This is a genomic window from Streptomyces sp. NPDC039423 (assembly GCF_055598725.1).
Genome location: NZ_JBVKAH010000006.1, coordinates 69,371 through 90,672, shown reverse-complemented (window position 1 = coordinate 90,672; position 21,302 = coordinate 69,371). Strand labels below are relative to the sequence as shown.

Below are 21,302 nucleotides of genomic sequence, written 5' to 3'. Positions count from 1 at the left end.
CCGCTGCGGGCAGGTGCCGCCCTCGTGCCTCGGGCGACCCCTACCCTCCGCTACGGCTCAGCTCAGCCGCTCGATGACCATGGCCATGCCCTGGCCGCCGCCGACGCACATCGTCTCCAGGCCGAACTGCTTGTCGTGGAACTGGAGGCTGTTGATCAGGGTGCCGGTGATGCGGGCGCCGGTCATGCCGAAGGGGTGGCCCACGGCGATCGCGCCGCCGTTGACGTTCAGCTTCTCCAGCGGGATGTCCAGGTCCCGGTAGGACGGGATGACCTGCGCGGCGAACGCCTCGTTGATCTCGACCAGGTCGATGTCGCCGATGGTCAGCCCGGCGCGCTTCAGCGCCTGCTTGCTGGCCTCGACCGGGCCGTAACCCATGATCTCGGGGGACAGGCCCGAGACGCCGGTGGAGACGATCCGGGCGAGCGGGGTCAGGCCCAGCTCCCGCGCCTTGGTGTCGCTCATGATGACCAGCGCCGCGGCGCCGTCGTTCAGCGGGCAGCAGTTGGCGGCGGTGACCAGGCCGTCGGGGCGGAAGACCGGCTTCAGGCCCTGGACGCCGTCCAGCGTCACGCCCGCGCGCGGGCCGTCGTCCGTGGAGACGACCGTGCCGTCGGGGGTGGTGACGGGGGTGATCTCCCGCTCCCAGAAGCCGTTCTTGAGGGCTTCCTCGGCGAGGTTCTGCGACCGGACGCCGAACTCGTCCATGTCCTGGCGGGTGACGCCCTTGAGGCGCGCCAGGTTCTCGGCGGTCTGGCCCATCGCGATGTACGCGTCGGGCAGCAGGCCGTCCTCGCGCGGGTCGTGCCAGTCGGCGCCCTCCTGCTCGGCGCGGGCGGCGGTGCGGGCCTCGGCCTCGGCGAAGAGCGGGTTGTGGGTGTCGGGCAGGCCGTCGCTGGTGCCCTTCACGGAACGGGAGACCATCTCGACGCCGGCGGAGATGAAGACGTCGCCCTCGCCCGCCTTGATGGCGTGCAGGGCCATGCGGGACGTCTGGAGCGACGAGGAGCAGTACCGGGTGACGGTGCAGCCCGGGAGGTGGTCCATCCCCATCTGCACGGCGACGATACGTCCCAGGTTGTGCCCCTGCTCACCGCCGGGCAGGCCGCAGCCGAGCATCAGGTCGTCGATGTCGCGCGGGTCGAGCTCGGGCACCTTGGCGAGCGCGGCCTGGATGATCGTGGCGGTCAGGTCGTCCGGCCGCAGATCCTTCAGGGAGCCCTTGAAGGCCCGGCCGATGGGGGAGCGGGCGGCTGAGACGATCACGGCTTCGGGCATCACGGCTCCAGAGGGGCGAGGGGCAGGACTGAGAGGGAAGTTACCCGTACGTATGGCCTGGGTCATCGGGATGGACGTGTGATGCCGACCGCATTTCTAAGCGCTCGCTCAGCACCTCGGGCTCCGGCCCGCGTCCGCGCGGGCCCCGGTCCCGTACCCGGTTCCTGCCCGGACCGGGCGATTTCACCCGTGGGCGTCCCGGAGCGGGGCGGGGTCCTGGACCGAGGGGAGCCGCCGCCGGCGCCGGTGCTTGAGCAGCGCCCACGGGGCCCGGGCGCCCGTGACCTCCGTACCCGCCTCCTCCACCGCCTCCGCGGCGGCCTTCGCGACCGGCAGCATGCCCTCTCGGCGGTCCGCCTCCAGCCGGTCCGTCTCCGGCCACACGTTCAGCACCGCGCAGACGGTCGGCAGCACCGCCATCGCCGCCGTCGCGTAGCCCTCCGCGGACGGGTGGTAGTTGTCGGCGCCGAACATCTCGCGCGGGTTGGCCGCGAACTCCGGACCCAGCAGATCGCCCAGCGACACCGTCCGGCCGCCCTGCTCCACCACCACGATGGTCTGCGCGGCCGCCAGCTGGCGCGACACCCGCCGCGCCATCCACCGCAGCGGCTGGTAGACCGGCTCGATCGTGCCCAGGTCGGGGCAGGTGCCCACCACGACCTCCGCCCCGGCCGTACGGAGGCGGCGCACGGCCGTCGCGAGGTACCGGACCGACTCCGTCGCCGGCATCCGGTGCGTCACGTCGTTCGCCCCGATCATGATCACGCACACGTCGGGGATCCGCCCCGGAGGGGCCAGCAGCAGCGAGACCTGCCGCTCCAGGTCGTCCGAGCGCGCCCCGGGCAGCGCGACGTTCCGCAGCTCCACGGGACACTCCGCGACCGCCGCCAGCCCGGAGGCGAGCAGCGCGCCCGGCGTCTGGCCCGCACGCCGCACCCCCTGCCCGGCGGCCGTCGAATCACCCAGGAGGGCTAGCCGGACGGCGTCGGCGCCGCCCCCGTACCCCCGGCCGTACAGACCGTCGGCCGCCGGCGGCAGTGGTGCCACACCACCGCCCACCGACCGCTTCGCGAGCTGTACCTCGGCCAGCAGCACCCCGACGGCCGCTGCCCCCAGCAGGCCGATGCCGCCGCCCCCGTACGCCGCGCCGGCGGCAATCCGCCGGGCCACCCTCGCCCTCGACATAGGGACAGCCACCTCCTCGATCCGGTACAAGAGCTAACTGCCCCGAACTCGACTCCGACTACGCATACGCTGGCGGGACCATTACGGAGACCCCGGAGACTACGGTGCAATACCACGATTCGATGATCAGCCTCGTCGGCAACACCCCGCTGGTGAAGCTCAACAGTGTGACCGAGGGCCTTCAGGCCACCGTCCTGGCCAAGGTCGAGTACTTCAACCCCGGCGGTTCGGTCAAGGACCGCATCGCCCTGCGCATGATCGAGGCGGCCGAGGAGAGCGGCGCCCTGAAGCCCGGCGGCACGATCGTCGAGCCCACGTCCGGCAACACGGGCGTCGGCCTCGCCATCGTGGCCCAGCAGAAGGGCTACAAGTGCATCTTCGTCTGCCCCGACAAGGTCTCGACCGACAAGATCAACGTGCTGCGGGCGTACGGCGCCGAGGTCGTGGTCTGCCCCACGGCCGTCGACCCGGAGCACCCCGACTCGTACTACAACGTCTCCGACCGGCTCGTCCGTGAGACGCCGGGCGCCTGGAAGCCCGACCAGTACTCCAACCCGAACAACCCCCGTTCGCACTACGAGACCACCGGTCCCGAGCTGTGGGACCAGACGGACGGGAAGATCACCCACTTCGTGGCGGGCGTCGGCACCGGCGGCACCATCTCCGGCACCGGCCGGTACCTGAAGGAGGTCAGCGGCGGCACGGTCCGTGTCGTCGGCGCCGACCCGGAGGGCTCCGTCTACTCCGGCGGGTCGGGCCGCCCCTACCTCGTCGAGGGCGTCGGCGAGGACTTCTGGCCCTCCGCCTACGACCGGACCGTCACCGACGAGATCGTCGCCGTGTCCGACAAGGACTCCTTCCAGATGACCCGCCGCCTCGCCAAGGAGGAGGGCCTCCTCGTCGGCGGCTCCTGCGGCATGGCCGTCGTCGCGGCGCTGCGCGTCGCCGAGGGCCTCGGCCCGGACGACGTCGTGGTCGTGCTGCTCCCCGACAGCGGCAAGGGCTACCTGTCGAAGATCTTCAACGACGAGTGGATGGCCGACTACGGCTTCCTGGAGGAGGCAGGCCCGTCCGCCAGCGTGGGCGACGTCCTCCGCCACAAGGAGGGTGACATCCCCAAGCTCGTCCACATGCACCCCGAGGAGACGGTCGGCGAGGCCATCGACGTCCTCCGCGAGTACGGCGTCTCCCAGATGCCCATCGTCAAGCCCGGCGCCGGCCACCCCGACGTCATGGCCGCCGAGGTCGTCGGCTCGGTCGTCGAACGCGAGCTGCTGGACGCCCTGTTCACCAAGCGCGCCTCCCTCGACGACGCGCTCGACAAGCACATGAGCGCCCCGCTGCCGCAGGTCGGCTCCGGCGAGCCGGTCGCGGACCTCATGTCCGTGCTCGGTACGGCCGACGCGGCGATCGTGCTGGTCGAGGGCAAGCCGACCGGTGTGGTGAGCCGTCAGGACCTGCTCGCCTTCCTCGCCAAGGACGGCAAGTAGCCGATCGGAGAAGCCGCTTCGCCGAAACGGTACGAGCGCGTCACGCTGCCGCAGCACTCGCTTAACACGCTTCCGGCAGTGTGGTGTTCGTCGGCGTCACGGACCACCGGAGCGGCTCCCGGACCTCCAAGAACGCCGCGGACACGGAGACCGGTCCTGACCCGGCCCGTGCCCCTCGCGGGGACCGCCGTCGTCCCGCCCCCCGGCAACGGGGGTGCGGCGGTCCCCGCGCCACCTTCCCGCTCCCGGGCGCTGCCCGGCGGTTCTCGTGCCCGGTGGTTCTCGCGGGCGGCGCGGCCGCGAGCCACTCCGTACGTCCGTCGAGCGGTTTGCCCGGTGTCCCCGCGGACGTCGCCGGCGCGCTCAGGCCCGGCGGATCTCCCCCTCTCCGGGCAGGAGGCCGGTGATCCTCGTCCAGATGGTCTTCGCGTCCACGCGGACGAGCCGGAAGGGAGTCGCCGAGGTGATGGCGTCCGCGGTCAGCGGCTCCGCCGGCAGTTCCCGCAGCCAGTAGCCCAGCGGCCCGCAGTCCCACACGGCGAAGCCACGCGCCTCGACAGCCGGCAGGCCCCCGGGGGCCGTCTGCCAGGCGGCGGTCATCCGCCAGCTCGACCGCAGTTCGGAGATCAGCTCGGTGAGCTGCGTCAGTGCCGCTCCGTCGAGCGTGCCGGCGGAGGCGAGGCCCTGGCCGATGTAGTCGCGCTCCTGGTCGGCGGAGCCGCCCGGCGGCAGGGTCTCCAGTGCGGTGAGCCCCGCCTCGACGGTGCCGAGAGTGGTCTCGACCACCGGGAGCGCCGACTCCCGGGCGGCCGGGGCCTGCCGGAGGCCGACCATGTCGGCGAGCTTCCAGACCAGCGTCTTCGGCTCCACGAGGGAGTACTCGGCCTCGGCCTGCCCGGGCCACGCCTCATGGGCGACGACGTCGTCCTGGCCGATCATCATCCCGTGGTGCAGCTTGCCCTGCCGCCCGCCCGCCTCCAGCGAGATGACCACGACGGGCGAGAGGACCGTCTTCATCAGGGGCAGCAGGAGGTGGGACAGCTTCCCGTCCCGGTGGATCAGTCCGCACTCCACCAGCTCCTTGTGGGCCGTCGTGTACTCCTCGGGCACCTCCTCCCCGGCGGCCAGTTCGGAGAGCACCACCACGTGCTCGTCGGCCAGCCGGAAGCGTGACCTGGAAACGTCGAACGAAGGCATGTCTCACTCACTTGGTAGTCACTCACCGAAGCCCGCCCCGGGCCCGGTCGGAAGCCGTCAGGCGGTCAGTACTGGGACTCGGCCCACAGGTCGAAGACCCGGGAGAACCCTGCCCGTACGGCCCCCCGCCGGGTGAGTACGGAACGGTCGACCCCGCAGAAGAGCGCCGCGAGGGCGATGTCGGCGTGCAGCACCCGGCCCTCCGCCTGCACCGTCATGCGCCTGCTCCGGCCCGACTGCCGCACGGTGATGACGACGCCGGGGTCCTCGGCGTCCGCGACCCGGGACAGCGTGTACGAACGGCGGTCGACGGCCGTCAGCCGGTAGCCGTCCCCGAGGTAGGTCAGGTGCAGGGAGCGGCCCCGGTGGGTCATGCCCCACCGGTTCCGGCTCATCCGGACGTGCCCGTCCCCCACGCGGAGGACCGCGCGGTTGAGCGAGGGCCGGGTCATCCCCTCCGTGTGGAGTCCGCGCGCCTCGAAGGTCGCCGTGGGGATCAGACCGCCGCTCACCTCGGTGACGATCTTCTCCGGGGCGAACGGCCGCGCCGGGTGGACCACCCGGATGTCACCGAATTCCGGCGAGGTGCCCTGCCAGCCCCACTGGGTCCGCTCGCCCTTCTTCCGCTCCCTCCAGTGGGTGAGGGTGAACGGGCTGATGGTGGTGTGCATGAATTCCTCGCTAGTCGAACGGATTGAGGGCGCTGCCCAGCTTCTTCGCCCCGCTGGCGAGGCCGTCCTTGACGTCCGAGGCCTTGTCGCCGACCCAGTCCCCGGCCTTCTCGAGCCCGTCGCCGATGGCCTCGCGGTTCTCCCAGATCACCGCGCCGCCGTACGCGATGCCCGTACCGACGGCCAGGCCCAGCGTCACCGGGGTGGGCGCCACGGTGAGGGCGGTCATGGAGGCGCTGAACGCCGTGCCGGTGAGGTCGGTGGCGAACTTCGAGGGGTTCGCCTTGATCATGTCCGTGTCGTACGTGGCGAGGTTGGCCATGCCGTAGGCCGTGGCCGCCACGCCTCCGACCACGCCCACGCCGCGCATCCAGCCCGCGGCCTTGGCGGCGTTCGCGAGTCCGCCGTTCTGGGCGACCTTGATGAGGTTGGCCTCCGCCGCCGACGGCATGTGGAAGACGCCGTTCTTCATGGCACCGGCGAACATCGCCGCTTCGTCGGAGCCGGTGAGGGCGGTGACCATGCCGGGGGGAACGCGGCTCAGCAGGCTGCCCGGCGCCGCGGGCAGCCGCTCGTTGATGAACCTGGCGAGCATGGTGCCCGGGGCCGTGACCTCCTTGCCGGTCTTGAGGGCCTTGTACAGCTTGTACGAGCCCTTCAGCGTCATGCCCGTCGCGGTGGCGAACGCGGCGGCGCTGAGGGTGCCCTTCTGCACGGCGGCGAACAGTTCGGCGGCCCGCTTGCTGCCGGTGACGTTCTCGATGCCCGCCTTTTGCAGGCGCTTCACGTAGTCGTCGAGGGTCTCGTCGTCGCGCATCTTGAGCGCGTTGAGCTCCGTGCGCTCCTGCTTCTGCTTGTCGTCCGCGGCGGAGACCTTCCCGGCGTCGCCGTTGAACCCGGTGCCCAGGGTCTCGTCGTTCTTGCCGCCCTGAGCGTCCTTGACGACCGCTTCCAGGTCCTTCTTCAGGTCCTTGTCGGCGTCGTCGACGGCCTTGACACAGGCCTTGATGTACTCGGCCCAGGACTGCTCGCTCTCCCGCACGGTCCTGGCGTGGTCGGGGTCGTGACGGGCCGCGTTGCGCTCGGCCGGGGTGAGCTTGTCCCAGTCGTAGGCCACGTTGCCCTGTTCGGACACCTTCATGCCGGCCTCGATGGCGTCCGTGCGAGCGGTTTCCAGCTGCTTCTTCAGCTCGACGAACTGCTGGTGGGCGTTGCGCAGCAGCGTGGCGGTCGCTTTGGCCTGGGTCTGAGCGGCCTGGTACTCATGACGCGTCGCGGCGAAGTTCGTGTGTGCCGCGACGGCGCTTTGACCGAGCCACGTCGGACCCATGGTTATCTTCTGCACATGGTCCCGGTAGGTGATTTCCACCTTGTGTATTTCGTCGGCCATCTTCTGCCACTTGTCGGCAGCGGTGTTGAGCGGTCCGAAGTCCGTGGACATGACTTCGTGATAGGTCAGCATTCTGTTTCCTCAGGGGCGACGGGACATCCGGCACGTACGCGCTGCGGCAGCGGTCAGTACCTGCGGATGTTCGACGGGATGCTCGCGATGTCCTGACCACGGCCCACGTCCACGCCGCCCAGGGTGGTGACCGTGGCCCGGAGGGCGCCCTTCTCCCGGTTCAGCCGGTCGGTGAGGGTCTTGACCTGTTTGTCCCACGTCGTCTGCACCGTCTTGAGCCCGGTGGCGGTCTCCCAGCCCTTGAGCGCACCCACGGCGCCCGTCGTGGCCTCGTCCGCCCAGTCGGTGGCCTTCTTCGTGTCCGGCACGATGAGTGTCTCGATGGTGTTGGCCGCCGCGCGCTTCTCGGCGGGGGAGGACGCCAAGTCCGGTCCGCCGCCCCCGCCTTGGTCGGCGGGCAGTTGGTTGAGCCGCATGGACGTCTCCCGACGGCTCGCGGCCTCGGCCCTCAACTGGGCCCATTCCTCATCGAATCCCATGGCGCCAACCCCCGATGCTGGTGATCACGATTTCGTGTCGGCATCCTATGTCGGCATTCCGGACCCGGGGGCCGGGCGTGCCCGGCTCCGCGCCGGATTCGTCGGAATAACGGGGCTATTTCCCACGGGGATTGCGAGTTGTGAGAGTCTCGTGCAGAAGGCGGACACGAGACACGGCCTATCGCTCCTCGTCGTGCGCGCGCCGGGCGAGGGCCCAGGGCGCGGTGCGGGCGGCCTGGAAGGCGTTGACGCCGACGATGCCGGCCCAGGTGACGAGCAGGCCCTTCAGGCCCGCGTTGCCGACGCCTATCGCGGAGAGCGGGACGGCGAGTATCAGCGAGACGATGGCGAAGCCGAAGCGCTCGCCGAAGTTCTCCCCGGGCGGGCCGCCGCCGGGGCGGCTTCCCCGGGCGACGACCATCCGCTGCTCGGCGACCTGGCGGCGCACCCGGCGCTCGACCGTGTCGTCCAGACGCTGCTCCAGCTTCTCCAGGAACGACTCGACGAGGGCCGGCTCGTACTCCGCCCCCAGTTCGCGGCGGGCCTGGAGGGTGGCGTCGAGCTCCTTCGCGAGCTCCGTGTCGCGGGCTTCCATGGGTTTCACGGTACGGAGCCCCGGCCGCCGTGTCGGTGGGGCTAGCCCCCGTCTTCGCCCCCCGGAGCACCCCCGGGGCAGCGGTCCGGTGCTCCCGGGCCGCTTGCTCGGCTGCATATCGTCATGCAGAGTCTTGAGTGACTGAATAATCGGGTGGGAGAGCTCGGTGGACACAGAGGGGGACGGGATGAGCGACAGCGCCGCCGCACGGCTACAGGCGCTCTTCGAGGGGCACCGGCTGACGCCCACGCAGCGCCGGATCGCCCACTCGATGGTGCGGCGCGCCGGCGACGTACCGTTCCTGTCGAGCGTGGAACTGGCCGAGCTGGCCGGTGTCAGCCAGCCGTCCGTCACCCGCTTCGCCGTGGCGCTCGGGTTCGACGGCTACCCGGCGCTGCGCAGGCACCTCCGCGAGGTGGCCCCCGCCGAGCCGGCCGCCGGCCCGGCGGCGGGCGAGTCCGCGTACAACGAGTACCAGCAGGCGGTGCTCGGCGAGATCGAGAACCTGCGGCACCTCGCGGAACTCCTCGCCGACCCCGGGCCGGTCGAGCGTGCCGGGCGGCTGCTCGCCTCCTCGCGGCCGCTGCCCGTGCTGGGGTTGCGCGCCGCGTCCTCGCAGGCGCGGGGCTTCGCGTACTTCGCGGCGAAGGTCCACCCGGACGTACGGCTGCTCGACGAGGGCGGCACGATGCTCACCGACCGGATCGACGCGTCCGTGCGCGCGGGCGCCACCGTGCTGCTGTGCTTCGCCCTGCCCCGGCACCCCCGGGAGGTCGTGGACGCCCTCGCGTACGCGCGCGACGCCGGGCTGACCGTCGTGACGGTCGCCGACTCCGCGTTCGCACCCGTGGCCAAGCACAGCGACCTGCTGCTCCCGGCGGCGGTCGGCACCGGGCTGGCCTTCGACACGGCGTGCGCGCCGATGCTGCTGGGGCGGGTGCTGCTGGAGGCGATGTGCGACGGGCTGCCGGACGCCCAGGCGCGGCTGGAGGAGTTCGACGCGGCGGCCGCCGCGCGGGGCCTCTTCGTGGAGTGACCCCGGAGCCGGGGTCCTCCGGACCGCCTCTCAGACAACGTTAAGGAAACGGCGTTACCCTCCCGCCGCACCGGGTGGCCGTCGGCACCGGACGGCCGCGCACGGGCGGACAGTCGGACAGCCGGACAGGGAGGCGGACGTGGCGCGCGGAGGACAGGCGCTGGCGAGAGTGGCCGTGGTCGTACGGGCGGGGGCGGCCCCCCTGTGGTGGGCGGGCCTCCTGGCGGCCGGGGCGGGGACGCTGTCGCCCGGCCTCACCGGGCGGCGCGCCGGGCTGCTCGCCGGGGCCGCGCTGTTCCTGGTGACCGCCGCCGCCGTGGCCCTGGCGCGGCGCGGCCGCTATGCGCGGCTGGCCGCCGAGGCCACCAGGGCGGCGCGGGCGGACTTCCTCCAGGACCGGGCGGTGACCCTGCGGGTCCGGCGGCGCGCCCGCCGGTGGTGGTTCCTGGCCGCGTTCACCGCCGCCGTGGGCGCGTCGTTCGCGGCGCCCGGCGCGGGCGGGCTGTGGCTGGCGGGCGCGGGGGCCGGACTGTGGCTGAAGGCCCGGTGGATCGGTCACCGGGAACGCACCGAGGAGACCCTCTGGTGGGTTCCCGTGGACCGGCTCACCAAGGGCCCGGCCGGCGGTCCCGTCGAGGCGTACCGGTCGACGGGCATCGCGGCGGGCGACGCCGCGCCGGGCGGGGCGCGGCGCCGCTGAGCCCGTGTCAGACGTCCAGCTCGGCCTCGATCTTCCGGAGCTGGTGACGGGCCATCGCCAGGTTCGCCCGCTGTTTGTCCAGCGCCAGGTAGATGAACAGGCCGTTCGCGCCCCGGCCCTTGAGGAGCCGGATCAGGTGGTACTGCGTACCGAGGGTGATCAGGATGTCCTCGATCTCCTCGTTCAGGCCGAGCATCTCCATGGTGCGCACCTTGGCGCGCACCACGTCGGTGTTGCCCGCGGCGGCGACCGTCAGGTCCAGGTCCTTGCCGCCGCCGATCGTGCCGAGCGCCATGCCGCTGGTGTAGTCGACGAGAGCGGCCCCCAGGGCACCGTCGATGACCGTGGTGGCTTCCTTGAGGGCGGTTTCGGTGTTGGCCATGAGTGTCACGCTTCCTTCGGTTTGTGGGACGGGAGGGGCGGTACGGCTCGGTTCGCCGCGGTGGACGCGGCCGTCGTGGGGGCGGCACGCGCCTCGAACTGCGCGGTGCGCCGCTGGAGGGCGCCGTCGACCAGCTCGCCGATGCGGGCGCTGGACCGGCGGGCCTCCAGGTGGAGCCGGCCCACGTTGATGCGGGGCTCGGCGAGGACCGTCAGGACGGCGGAGGTGCCCGCCGCGTAGGTGGCGACGTAGCCGTGCTCGCCGCGGACCAGCAGCTCCCGGAAGCCGCCCTGGCCGGTGGCCTCGGTGAGCCGCAGGGCCACGCCGAGCGCGGCCGCGGTGAGCGCGGCGACGCCCTCCGCGGCGTCGGCGTCGGCCGTGTCCCTCGCCAGGACCAGGCCGTCGGCGCTGGCCGCGAGCGCCCCGGTCACCTGGGGGACACGGGCCCGCAGCCGTCTGAGCTCGCCGAGCACCTCGGCTTCGGCCGCCGTCATGAGCTGTCTCCTCTCGCTCCTCTCACTGCGCTCGGTTCTCTCGGCGAGCTGTCGCAAGGCGCGCCTCATGAGCTGGTGCGGGGCGTACGGGCGGTCACAGATGGGCCTCCAGGGCGTCACGGAGCCGGCGGAGCAGGGCGATGTCCGGGTCGGATGCCAGGCCGGCCGGGGTGAACGGGGCGTACCGGGCCGGCTGGTACGGAGCCGTCCCGCGCGGGGTCGTCGTCCAGGGCGGGCCCGCGCGGTACGCGTCCGGGGCGGGCGGCGACCGGTCGGGGCCGGAGCCCGGGTGGGGGCCCACCGGAACCGGATCCAGGGCCGGGTCCGGGCCCAGGTCCAGGGTGGAGTCCAGGACCGGGTCCGGCGGGGTCGTCACCAGCCCGGCCGCGGCCAGCCGCCGGATCTCCAGGAGCGTGTGGAACGCGGGCCTGCCCAGCGCCCAGGCGAGCTGTGCGGGGGTGCGGAGGCCGTCGGCGTGGGCCAGCAGGGCCCGTTGGCGCGCGGTGAGGGTCTGGCCCGGGGCGGCGGGGCGCGGGACGACGGGCGCGGCGTCGACGGCGGGGTAGGGCCACACGTTGTCGAGCAGCTCCCGGCGGCGCAGCGTCTCCCGCTCCAGGTCGGCCGCCGACACGGGGCGTACGGCCCGCACGGCGTGCGTCCCGTGCACGGTGCCGTACTGGAACCGGGCCGGGCCGCGTCCGGGGGCGAGCGCGAAGAACGCCGCGTCGAACAGGGCACCCAGGTGGCAGATCTCCAGCTCGCCCGGGGAGACCGGGCCCTGCCGGGGCTGCCGGCCGCCCGCCGTCAGCAGGACGTCGGGGCCGGGCGCGACCGGGCTCTCCGCGTGCGCCACCCGCCCGTCGACGAGGTAGAGCGTCCCGTGGTCCCGTATCAGCGCCCCGGTCGCGTGCTCGTGGGCGAGCCGCAGCAGCATCGGTGACACCACGGTCCTGGTGGCGGTGGCTCCGGCGGTACGCGTGCTCATACCAGCACCAGCCGCTCCGCCAGTTCCCGCAGCCGGAGCCTGGCGAGGGCCAGGTTGCCGGTGGAGCGGTCCAGCCACAGGTGGAGGAAGACGCTGCTGTCGAAGGTCGTCTCGACGAACCGCAGGACGTGGTAGCCGGAGCGGGTCGTCACGATGACGTCCTCGATGGGCGGGGCTCCGGGGTCCGTGCCGCCCGGCAGCACCGGGAGCGGCGACGCCGTGGCGGTGCTCCGGGGCGGGGCGGGGGAGAGGCCCGGGGGCGGCCCCGGGGCGGGGCCGGGAGCCGCGCCCAGGGCGGGGCCCGGGGAAGCGCCCGGACCGGGTCCATGGGCGGGGCCGGTGGCAGGGCCCTGGCCGGGTCCATGGGTGAAACCGGGAACGGGACCCCGGTCGGGGCCCGGGAGCCGGCCCAGGAACGGGCTCGGTACCGGGCCCAGGGCCGGGGGCAGGCCCGTGGCCGGCGGCGGGGCCGCCGCGGGGGCCGCCGTCCGTCCGGCGGGCGGGAGCGCGGCCCGGTCCGGGGGCGGGGCGGGTATCGCGTCCGGGCTGAACGACTCGTACTCCGCCGCCGCCCGGGCCAACTCCGCCGTCTCCGCCGCCGTCGTCTCGTGGTCCCCCACCGGGGACTCGCCGGCCGTACCGAGGGCGAGGCCACTGGTCCAGTCGACGAGTGCCGCCCCCAGCGCGCCCGGCAGGCTCATCGCTTCGCGCAGGCACTCGTCGATTCCGGGCACGCGGGCTCCCCTCCCTGTTCCCCGTTACGCATCCAAGGCTGTGACCATGACGCTACGCAACGTTCCCCTGGCTGGTGGGAGTTCTGGCATTTTCCGCAGGAACGTGCGCCGGAGGGGATAGGGTCGCCGGTTACGCCTCTCCGCCGGCCCGCATCACCACCTTGTTGAGCGCCCACAGCGCCACCCCGATGGCGACCAGGACGCCCGCCCGCAGGTAGACGTCCGCGTCCCGGTCGGCGAGCGGGCTCGCCAGGACGAGCGCGGTGACGGCACCGAGCACCGGCAGTGCCGTGGGCGTACGGAAGTGACGGTGCTCCACCCGGTCGCGGCGCAGGACCAGGACGGCGATGTTGACCACCGCGAAGACGCACAGCAGCAGGAAGGCCGTGGTGTCGCCCAGGCCCTCGATCCCGCCGGTGGTCACCAGCCCGATCGCCAGCAGCGACACGAAGGCGATGCCGACGACGGGGGTCCGGCGCCGGGGCAGGACGCGGCCCATGGCGCGCGGCAGGATCCGTTCGTTGGCCATGCCGTAGCAGAGGCGGGAGGCCATCATGATGTTGATGAGCGCCGAGTTGGTGACGGCGAACAGCGCGATGAGCGCGAAGGCCTTGGGCGGGAAGTCGACCCCGCCGGCCTTGACCACCTCCAGGAGCGGCCCGCTGGACCCCTCCAGGGTGCGGTGGTCCACCAGGAGGGAGGAGACGAGCGCCACCAGGACGTAGAGGGTGCCGGTGACCGCGACGCCCGCGAAGATCGCCCGGGGGAAGGTGCGCACCGGATCGCGGGTCTCCTCGGCCATGTTGACCGAGTCCTCGAAGCCGACGAAGGCGAAGAAGCCGAGCGCGGTGGCCCCCAGCACGCTGGTGAGCAGCGCGTAGCCGGTGCCGGCCGCCTGGAACTCACCCAGCCGGGACGGCTCCCCGCCGCCGGTCAGCACCGCCCAGGCGCCGACGGCGAGGATGATCACCAGGCCGGTCAGCTCCACGACGGTCAGGACGACGTTGGTCTTCACGGACTCGGACACGCCCCGCAGGTTGAGCGCGGCGAGGGCGAGGACGAACAGGACCGCGACCAGGGTGGGCGGTACCGCGCCGCCGGTGAACTCGGTGAGGTAGTCGCCGCTGAACGCGCGGGCGGCCGCGCTCGCGGACGACAGGCCCGAGCACATCACCATGAAGGCGACGATGAAGGTGAGGAAGGGGACCTTGAACGCCTTCTGGGTGTAGAGGGCCGCTCCGGCCGCCTTCGGGTACTTGCCGACGAGTTCGACGTACGACGCCGCCGTCAGGAGCGCGACGGCGAACCCGATGACGAAGGGGAGCCACAGCGCGCCCCCGACCTTGCCGGCCACCTTGCCGGTGGTGGCGTAGATACCGGTGCCCAGGATGTCGCCGATGACGAAGAGGATGAGCAGTCTCGGCCCGAGGACCCGCTTGAGGGCGGGCTCCTCCTGGGCGCCCGCGGCTGGTTCGGTGGTGGTCATGGAGCAGTTCTGCCCTCGCCCCGGCAGGGGATGCCCTCAGAGCGCGAGCAGGCCGTCCAGGCGGTCCCCGCCCGCCTCCGCGACGATCTCCGCGACGGTCTGCGGCGGCCGTACGGTCGCGAAGCGCACCGACCCGTCCTCGTGGCCGACGTAGCCGTACACCCCGGGCCGGACGAGCGAGTTGTACGCGTAGTGGTGCGCGAAGTAGTACGCCCCGGTGTCCAGCGCGGCCACGATGTCGCCCGGCCTCAGCAGGGGCAGTGCGCGGCCGACGGCCAGCAGGTCGCCCGCGAAGCAGGCCGGGCCGGCCACGTCCTGGTCGACCGGGTCGCCGGACCTGGGCCGGCCCTCCCCGTCGTAGGCGGCGATCCGCAGGGGCCAGGAGGCCGGGTCGTAGACGGTACGGGTGGCCACCTGGACGCCCGCGTGCGTGACGGCGATGGGGCGGGATCCGGACGTCTTGGTGTACTCGACGCGGGCCAGCACCGTGCCGTGCTTGGCCAGCAGCGACCGGCCGAACTCGGTGACCAGTCCGTAGCGGCCGTCGAACAGCCCCGGAACCGCGGCGGCGAGGAGCCGGGCGTACTCGGCGTACGTCGGGGTCTCGTCGTCGGAGGCGAAGTTGACCGGCAGGCCGCCGCCGATGTCGATGGTGTCGACCTGGCGGCGCCCGGCGGCGGCGTTGATCTCCTCGGCCAGCTCGTACACCTCCCGGACGCCGGTGACGAGGAGGGACAGCGGGACGCCCTGGGAGCCGGAGTGGGTGTGCAGCCGGGTGAGCCAGGGCCGGTCGAGGTACGCCCGGACGACCTGGGCGCGGGCGCCCTCGTCGCGCAGCGCGATGCCGAACTTGGAGGTGGCGGTCGCGGTGGACAGGGCGTCGATGGTGCCCGCGCCGATCTGCGGGTTGACGCGGAGCCCGAGCGGTGACGTGGTCGGCGCTTCCCGGAGGAGGGCGTCGAGGCGGGCCAGCTCCTGGGGGTTGTCGGCGTTGACGGCGATCCCGAGGGCGAGGGCCTCACGGAGCTCGGCCGGGGTCTTCGCGGGGGAGTCGAGCACGATCCGGGAGGGGTCGACGCCGGCCGCGCGGGCGAGGGCCAGCTCGCCGGGGCTCGCCACCTCGGCGCCGAGCCCCGCCTCGTACAGCAGCCGGAGGACGGGCACGAGCGGGGACGCCTTGACGGCGAAGGCGTGCAGCACGGGCGCGGCGGTGACCTCGGCGAAGGCGGCTTGGAGCGCGGCCGCGGAGGCGCGGACGCCGGTGACGTCGAGGAGTGCCGCGACCGGTTCGGCGGCGGTGACGAGGGACTGGTCGACGGCCGCGCGCACGGCCTGGTCGCGACGGTCTGGAGCCATGTTCCCCAGCCAATCATCCGCTGTCCGGCTCCGCAGCCGTTGACTACATCTATTCAGACCGCCACTATGTGAATAACTGAATCTGCAACCGTCGCCGGCCCCACCGGCATCCGAGGAGGCATCCCCATGTCAGGACCCCGCCCCGTACGGGCCCCGCGTGGTACGGAACTGAGCGCCCTGGGATGGCAGCAGGAAGCCGCCCTGCGGATGCTCCAGAACAACCTCGACCCCGAGGTGGCCGAGCACCCCGACAAGCTCGTCGTCTACGGCGGCACCGGCAAGGCCGCCCGCGACTGGCGCTCCTTCGACGCGATGGTCCGCACGCTGCGGACGCTCAAGCAGGACGAGACCATGCTGGTCCAGTCCGGCCGGCCCGTCGGCGTCATGCAGACCCACGAGTGGGCCCCCCGCGTCCTGATCGCCAACTCCAACCTGGTGGGCGACTGGGCCAACTGGGAGGAGTTCCGCCGCCTGGAGCAGCTCGGCCTGACCATGTACGGCCAGATGACGGCCGGGTCGTGGATCTACATCGGCACCCAGGGCATCCTCCAGGGCACCTACGAGACCTTCGCCGCCGTCGCGGCCAAGAAGTTCGGCGGCACCCTCGCGGGGACGATCACCCTCACCGCCGGCCTCGGCGGCATGGGCGGCGCCCAGCCCCTCGCCGTCACCATGAACGACGGCGTCGCGATCTGCATCGACTGCGACCCGCGCGCCATCGAGCGCCGCATCGAGCACCGCTACCTCGACGTCAAGGCCGACTCCCTGGAGCACGCCCTCCAGCTCGCCACCGAGGCCCGCGACGCCCGCCGCCCGCTCTCCATCGGCCTCCTCGGCAACGCGGCCGAGCTGCTGCCGCGCATGCTGGCCGAGGGCGCCCCCATCGACATCGTCACCGACCAGACCTCCGCCCACGACCCGCTCTCCTACCTGCCGCTCGGCGTCGACTTCGACGACATGGCCTCCTACGCGGCCGAGAAGCCCGCCGACTTCACCCAGCGCGCCCGCGAGTCGATGGCCCGGCACGTCGAGGCCATGGTCGGCTTCATGGACGCCGGCGCCGAGGTCTTCGACTACGGCAACTCCATCCGCGGCGAGGCCCGGCTCGCCGGCTACGACCGGGCCTTCGACTTCCCCGGCTTCGTCCCCGCCTACATCCGCCCCCTGTTCTGCGAGGGCAAGGGCCCCTTCCGGTGGGCGGCCCTGTCCGGCGACGCGGCCGACATCCACAAGACCGACCAGGCGATGCTCGACCTCTTCCCCGAGAACGAGTCGCTGGCCCGCTGGATCAAGATGGCCGGCGAGCGCGTCCACTTCCAGGGCCTGCCCGCCCGCATCTGCTGGCTCGGCTACGGCGAGCGCGACCGCGCCGGCGAGCGCTTCAACGACATGGTCGCCTCCGGCGAGCTGGCCGCCCCCCTCGCCATCGGCCGCGACCACCTCGACTGCGGCTCCGTCGCCTCCCCGTACCGGGAGACCGAGGCCATGCTGGACGGCTCCGACGCCATCGCCGACTGGCCGCTCCTCAACGCCATGGTGAACGTCGCCTCCGGCGCCTCCTGGGTGTCGCTCCACCACGGTGGCGGCGTCGGCATGGGCCGCTCCATCCACGCCGGGCAGGTCACCGTCGCCGACGGCACCCCGCTCGCCGGCGAGAAGATCCGCCGCGTCCTCACCAACGACCCCGGCATGGGCGTCATCCGCCACGTCGACGCGGGTTACGACATCGCCGAGTCGGTCGCCGGCGAGCGCGGCGTCCGCGTCCCGATGCGGGAGGGCGACCGGTCGTGACCCGCTTCGACGACGGGCTTGCGGGCGGCCCCGCCCAGGGGCGGCCCGCGAGCCCGCCCCCGCCCACCGGGACACCCTCGCCCAGCGGGACGCACCCGCCCACCTTCCAGGAGATGTGGCGGCAGCTCGCCCCCCTCGGCCGCGACACCGGCTCCGGCGGCTACCGTCGCTACGCCTGGACCGGCGCCGACGCCGACTGCCGCACCTGGTTCCAGGAGCAGGCCGAGGCCCGCGGCCTCACCTACGAGACCGACCGCAACGGCAACCAGTGGGCCTGGCTCGGCGACCCCCGCGGCGAGGACGCCGTCGTCGCCGGCTCGCACCTGGACTCCGTCCCCGACGGCGGCGCCTTCGACGGCCCGCTGGGCGTCGTCTCCTCCTTCGCGGCACTCGACGAACTCCGCCGCAGGGGCGCCGACATCCGCCGCCCGCTGGCCATCACCAACTTCGGTGACGAGGAGGGCGCCCGCTTCGGACTCGCCTGCGTCGGCTCCCGCCTCGCGGCCGGGCAGCTCACCAAGGAGGCCGCGCACCGGCTGCGCGACGCCGACGGCACCACCCTGCCCCAGGCCATGGAGGCGGCCGGGTACGACCCGGAGGCCATCGGCCCCGACCCGGAGCGCCTGGCACGCATCGGCGCGTTCGTCGAACTCCACGTGGAGCAGGGCCGCGCCCTCGACCTGACCGGGGACGCGGTCGGCATCGCCTCCGCCATCTGGCCGCACGGCCGCTGGCGGTACGACTTCCACGGCGAGGCCAACCACGCGGGCACCACCCGGCTCGCCGACCGGCGCGACCCGATGCTGACGTACGCCGAGACGGTCCTCGCCGCCCGCCGCGAGGCGGAACTCGCCGGTGCCGTCGCCACCTTCGGCAAGATCGCCGTCGAGCCGAACGGCGTCAACGCCATCCCCTCCCTCGTCCGCGGCTGGCTCGACTCCCGCGCCGCCGACCAGGCGACGCTCGACACGGTCGTCTCCGGCATCGAGGCGGCCGCCCACGAAGCCGCCGCCCGCCAGGGCGTCGACCTCACCGTCGTGCGCGAGTCCTTCACGCCCGTCGTCGAGTTCGAGCACGCCCTGCGGGACGAGCTCGGCAAGATCCTCGGCGGCCAGGTCCCGGTCCTCGGCACCGGCGCCGGACACGACGCGGGCATCCTGTCCGCGTCCGTCCCCACCGCCATGCTGTTCGTCCGCAATCCCACGGGCGTCTCCCACTCCCCGGCCGAACACGCGGCCGAGGACGACTGCGTGGCCGGCGTGCTGGCCCTCGCCGACGTACTGGAGGGCCTCGCGTGCCGCTGACCTACTGGTGCGAGAACGCCTGGCTCGGCACCCATGTCGAGCCGGGCGTCGCCCTGGACGTGGCGGACGGCCGCATCACCGCCGTACGCACCGGCGCCGACGCCCCGCCGCCCGGCGCCGTCCCCCTGCGCGGCCTGACCCTCCCGGGCCTGGCGAACGCGCACAGCCACGCCTTCCACCGCGCCCTGCGCGGCACGGTCCAGGTGGGCTCCGGCACCTTCTGGACCTGGCGCGAGGTCATGTACCAGGTCGCCTCCCGGCTCACCCCCGAGTCCTACTTCGCGCTCGCCCGGGCCGTGTACGCCGAGATGGCGCTGGCCGGCATCACGGCCGTCGGCGAGTTCCACTACCTGCACCACGCGCCCGGCGGCACCCCCTACGCCGACCCCAACGCCATGGGCGAGGCACTGATCGCCGCGGCCGGCGAGGCGGGCATCCGCATCACGCTCCTGGACACCGCCTACCTGTCCTCCGGCTTCGGCGCCGAACCCGACCGGCACCAGACGCGCTTCTCCGACGGCACCGCCGAAGCCTGGGCCGAACGCGCCTCCCTCCTCAAGGAGCGCGACGGCGTCCGCATCGGCGCGGCCATCCACTCGGTCCGCGCCGTCCCCGCCGACCAGCTCTCCACGGTCGCCCGATGGGCCACCGGACGCCGGGCACCCCTGCACGTCCACCTCTCCGAGCAGACCGCGGAGAACGACGCCTGCCTGGCCGCCCACGGGTGCACCCCCACCCGGCTGCTCGCCGACCACGGGGTGCTCGGCCCGCACACCACGGGCGTCCACAACACCCACCTCACGGCCGAGGACATCACCCTGCTCGGCCGCTCCGGCACCGGCACGTGCATGTGCCCGACCACCGAGCGCGACCTCGCGGACGGCATCGGCCCCGCCGTCGCCCTCCAGCGCGCCGGCTCGCCCCTGTCGCTGGGCAGCGACAGCCACGCGGTGATCGACCTGCTGGAGGAGGCACGGGCGATGGAGCTCGACGAGCGCCTCCGCTCCCGCACCCGCGGCCACTGGACCGCCGCCGCGCTGCTGCGCGCCGCCACCGCCGACGGACACGCCGCCCTTGGATGGCCGGACGCCGGCCGCCTCGAGACCGGGGCGCTCGCCGACTTCACGACCATCGCCCTCGACACCGTCAGGACAGCGGGACCGGTACCGCGTCTGGGAGCTGAGACAGCGGTATTCGCCGCGTCGGCAGCGGATGTGCGCCATACGGTCGTGGGCGGGCGCCACGTCGTACAGGACGGGGCCCACCGCCTCGTGCCCGACGTGCCCCGGGCCCTGACGGACTCGATCGCCGCGCTGCACCGCTGAAGGAGACACCCCGCACCATGAACAGCACGAACAGCGGCCCCGACACGACGAACAACCCCCCGGCCACGGCCGCCCCCGCGACGGCGAACAACGCCGTCGCGGCGACGGCCACCGCCATCACCAACATCGCCAGCCTGGTCACCAACGACCCCTCCCTCGGTGACGGATCCCCCCTCGGCCTGATCCGGGACGCGGCCGTCGTCATCGACGGCGACCGCGTGGTCTGGATCGGTGAATCAAGCAAAGCACCCGCCACTGACAACCGGATCGACGCGGACGGCCGGGCCGTCGTCCCCGGCTTCGTCGACTCCCACTCCCACCTGGTCTTCGCCGGCGACCGCACCGCGGAGTTCAACGCCCGCATGTCCGGGCAGCCGTACGCCGCCGGCGGCATCCGCACCACCGTCGCCGCGACCCGCGCCGCCACCGACGAGGCGCTCGATGCCAACGTCACCCGCTACCTGCGCGAGGCACTGCGCCAGGGCACGACCACCTTCGAGACCAAGTCCGGCTACGGCCTCACCGTCGAGGACGAGGCCCGCGCGCTGCGCATCGCCGCCCGCCACACCGACGAGGTCACCTACCTCGGCGCGCACATCGTCCCCCCGGACCACGCCGACGACCCGGCCGGCTACGTCGACCTGGTCACCGGCGAGATGCTGGACGCCTGCGCCCCGCACGCCCGCTGGATCGACGTCTTCTGCGAGAAGGGCGCCTTCGACGGCGACCAGGCCCGGGCGATCCTCACCGCCGGCAAGGCCCGCGGCCTCCACCCGCGCATCCACGCCAACCAGCTCTCGTACGGCCCCGGCGTCCAGCTCGCGGTCGAACTCGACGCGGCGAGCGCCGACCACTGCACGCACCTGACGCAGGCGGACGTCGACGCCCTGGCCGCCGGGAACACCGTCGCCACCCTCCTCCCCGGCGCCGAGTTCTCCACCCGTGCCGAATGGCCGGACGCCCGCCGCCTGCTGGACGCGGGCGTGACGGTCGCCCTGTCGACCGACTGCAACCCGGGCTCGTCGTTCACGTCCTCGATGCCGTTCTGCATCGCCCTGGCGGTACGGGACATGGGCATGACCCCGAACGAGGCGCTCTGGTCCGCCACGGCCGGCGGCGCCGCCGCCCTCCGCCGCACCGACATCGGCCGCCTCACCCCCGGCGCCCGCGCCGACCTCACGCTCCTCGACGCCCCCTCCCACGTCCACCTCGCCTACCGCCCCGGCGTCCCCCTGGTGTCGGCGGTCTGGCGCCACGGAGAACGCGTCCTCTGACCGGCCCCCGCCACCCGGCCGCCACCGCCCCGCGCCCCCGGGCCCACCGCCCGGGGGCCCGGACCGCCCGCGGGCGCA

General features: G+C 73.2%; 20 protein-coding genes and 1 pseudogene. 7 read left to right on the top strand and 14 right to left on the bottom strand.

Features of this window, described 5'->3' with window-relative positions:
- Positions 1 to 57: 57 nt before the first annotated feature.
- Together ACZ7LK_RS20225 and ACZ7LK_RS20220 are read right to left on the bottom strand one after the other, a co-directional pair.
- Positions 58 to 1,278 carry an acetyl-CoA C-acetyltransferase gene (locus ACZ7LK_RS20225; RefSeq protein ID WP_392275230.1) on the bottom strand — a complete coding sequence of 407 codons (1,221 nt, stop codon included), beginning with the start codon at positions 1,276 to 1,278 and terminating at the stop codon, positions 58 to 60.
- 183 nt (positions 1,279 to 1,461) lie between these two features.
- The gene (locus ACZ7LK_RS20220) at positions 1,462 to 2,448 is read right to left on the bottom strand and encodes an SGNH/GDSL hydrolase family protein (protein WP_471142845.1); all 987 of its coding nucleotides are present in this window, start codon (positions 2,446 to 2,448) and stop codon (positions 1,462 to 1,464) included.
- A 119-nt stretch (positions 2,449 to 2,567) separates the two neighbouring features.
- Here ACZ7LK_RS20220 and ACZ7LK_RS20215 point away from each other — a divergent pair, with 119 nt between their 5' ends.
- Entirely contained in the window at positions 2,568 to 3,953 is a 1,386-nt protein-coding gene (locus tag ACZ7LK_RS20215; RefSeq protein ID WP_392275232.1) for a cystathionine beta-synthase, read from the top strand.
- 363 nt (positions 3,954 to 4,316) lie between these two features.
- Here ACZ7LK_RS20215 and ACZ7LK_RS20210 read toward each other — a convergent pair whose 3' ends face one another.
- From ACZ7LK_RS20210 to ACZ7LK_RS20190, 5 genes are all read right to left on the bottom strand, one after another.
- Positions 4,317 to 5,150, bottom strand: a complete 834-nt coding sequence (locus ACZ7LK_RS20210; RefSeq protein WP_471142354.1) for a histidine kinase — start codon at positions 5,148 to 5,150, stop codon at positions 4,317 to 4,319.
- 65 nt (positions 5,151 to 5,215) lie between these two features.
- The gene (locus tag ACZ7LK_RS20205) at positions 5,216 to 5,821 is read right to left on the bottom strand and encodes a hypothetical protein (protein ID WP_471142351.1); all 606 of its coding nucleotides are present in this window, start codon (positions 5,819 to 5,821) and stop codon (positions 5,216 to 5,218) included.
- Positions 5,822 to 5,831: 10 nt separating this feature from the next.
- Positions 5,832 to 7,283, bottom strand: a complete 1,452-nt coding sequence (locus tag ACZ7LK_RS20200) for a hypothetical protein (protein WP_392275235.1) — start codon at positions 7,281 to 7,283, stop codon at positions 5,832 to 5,834.
- Positions 7,284 to 7,336: 53 nt separating this feature from the next.
- Positions 7,337 to 7,762 (bottom strand): hypothetical protein, encoded by a 426-nt coding sequence (locus ACZ7LK_RS20195; protein WP_392275236.1) that lies wholly within the window; start codon positions 7,760 to 7,762, stop codon positions 7,337 to 7,339.
- A 178-nt stretch (positions 7,763 to 7,940) separates the two neighbouring features.
- Positions 7,941 to 8,357, bottom strand: coding sequence for a hypothetical protein (locus tag ACZ7LK_RS20190; protein ID WP_392275237.1), 417 nt, complete (start codon positions 8,355 to 8,357; stop codon positions 7,941 to 7,943).
- 187 nt (positions 8,358 to 8,544) lie between these two features.
- Here ACZ7LK_RS20190 and ACZ7LK_RS20185 point away from each other — a divergent pair, with 187 nt between their 5' ends.
- Both ACZ7LK_RS20185 and ACZ7LK_RS20180 read left to right on the top strand, forming a co-directional pair.
- A complete protein-coding gene (locus tag ACZ7LK_RS20185; RefSeq protein ID WP_392275238.1) occupies positions 8,545 to 9,393 on the top strand; it encodes a MurR/RpiR family transcriptional regulator in 849 nt (282 codons plus the stop codon).
- 139 nt (positions 9,394 to 9,532) lie between these two features.
- Positions 9,533 to 10,093, top strand: coding sequence for a hypothetical protein (locus ACZ7LK_RS20180; protein ID WP_392275239.1), 561 nt, complete (start codon positions 9,533 to 9,535; stop codon positions 10,091 to 10,093).
- Between the two features lie 7 nt (positions 10,094 to 10,100).
- Here the strand turns inward: ACZ7LK_RS20180 and ACZ7LK_RS20175 are convergent, their stop codons facing one another.
- From ACZ7LK_RS20175 to ACZ7LK_RS20145, 7 genes and pseudogenes are all read right to left on the bottom strand, one after another.
- On the bottom strand, positions 10,101 to 10,475 hold the full coding sequence (locus tag ACZ7LK_RS20175; RefSeq protein ID WP_392275240.1) for a hypothetical protein: 375 nt from the start codon (positions 10,473 to 10,475) through the stop codon (positions 10,101 to 10,103).
- Between the two features lie 5 nt (positions 10,476 to 10,480).
- Positions 10,481 to 10,969, bottom strand: a complete 489-nt coding sequence (locus ACZ7LK_RS20170) for a roadblock/LC7 domain-containing protein (RefSeq protein WP_392275241.1) — start codon at positions 10,967 to 10,969, stop codon at positions 10,481 to 10,483.
- Between the two features lie 94 nt (positions 10,970 to 11,063).
- Positions 11,064 to 11,954 carry a transcriptional regulator gene (locus tag ACZ7LK_RS20165; RefSeq protein ID WP_392275242.1) on the bottom strand — a complete coding sequence of 297 codons (891 nt, stop codon included), beginning with the start codon at positions 11,952 to 11,954 and terminating at the stop codon, positions 11,064 to 11,066.
- Positions 11,951 to 12,247: a hypothetical protein gene (locus ACZ7LK_RS20160; RefSeq protein WP_471142842.1), complete on the bottom strand. Its 297-nt coding sequence runs from the start codon at positions 12,245 to 12,247 to the stop codon at positions 11,951 to 11,953. Before ACZ7LK_RS20160 ends, ACZ7LK_RS20165 begins: the two co-directional genes overlap by 4 nt.
- 249 nt (positions 12,248 to 12,496) lie before the next feature.
- Positions 12,497 to 12,688, bottom strand: a pseudogene (locus ACZ7LK_RS20155) (hypothetical protein); the annotation flags it as partial.
- A gap of 130 nt (positions 12,689 to 12,818) precedes the next feature.
- Complete coding sequence (locus tag ACZ7LK_RS20150; protein ID WP_471142344.1) at positions 12,819 to 14,174, bottom strand: APC family permease; 1,356 nt, start codon at positions 14,172 to 14,174, stop codon at positions 12,819 to 12,821.
- 36 nt (positions 14,175 to 14,210) lie between these two features.
- Positions 14,211 to 15,530, bottom strand: coding sequence for a type III PLP-dependent enzyme domain-containing protein (locus ACZ7LK_RS20145; RefSeq protein ID WP_471142341.1), 1,320 nt, complete (start codon positions 15,528 to 15,530; stop codon positions 14,211 to 14,213).
- 126 nt (positions 15,531 to 15,656) lie between these two features.
- Between ACZ7LK_RS20145 and hutU the strand changes: the two genes are divergently transcribed.
- The 4 genes from hutU to hutI all read left to right on the top strand — a co-directional run bounded on the left by hutU (position 15,657) and on the right by hutI (position 21,224).
- Complete coding sequence (hutU, locus tag ACZ7LK_RS20140; protein WP_392275244.1) at positions 15,657 to 17,321, top strand: urocanate hydratase; 1,665 nt, start codon at positions 15,657 to 15,659, stop codon at positions 17,319 to 17,321.
- Positions 17,322 to 17,434: 113 nt separating this feature from the next.
- Positions 17,435 to 18,625: an allantoate amidohydrolase gene (locus ACZ7LK_RS20135; protein ID WP_392275319.1), complete on the top strand. Its 1,191-nt coding sequence runs from the start codon at positions 17,435 to 17,437 to the stop codon at positions 18,623 to 18,625.
- On the top strand, positions 18,616 to 19,950 hold the full coding sequence (locus ACZ7LK_RS20130; RefSeq protein ID WP_392275245.1) for a formimidoylglutamate deiminase: 1,335 nt from the start codon (positions 18,616 to 18,618) through the stop codon (positions 19,948 to 19,950). The genes ACZ7LK_RS20135 and ACZ7LK_RS20130 overlap by 10 nt, the downstream gene beginning before the upstream one ends.
- A 17-nt stretch (positions 19,951 to 19,967) precedes the next feature.
- Positions 19,968 to 21,224 carry an imidazolonepropionase gene (gene hutI / locus ACZ7LK_RS20125; protein WP_471142338.1) on the top strand — a complete coding sequence of 419 codons (1,257 nt, stop codon included), beginning with the start codon at positions 19,968 to 19,970 and terminating at the stop codon, positions 21,222 to 21,224.
- The last annotated feature ends 78 nt before the right edge of the window (positions 21,225 to 21,302 follow it).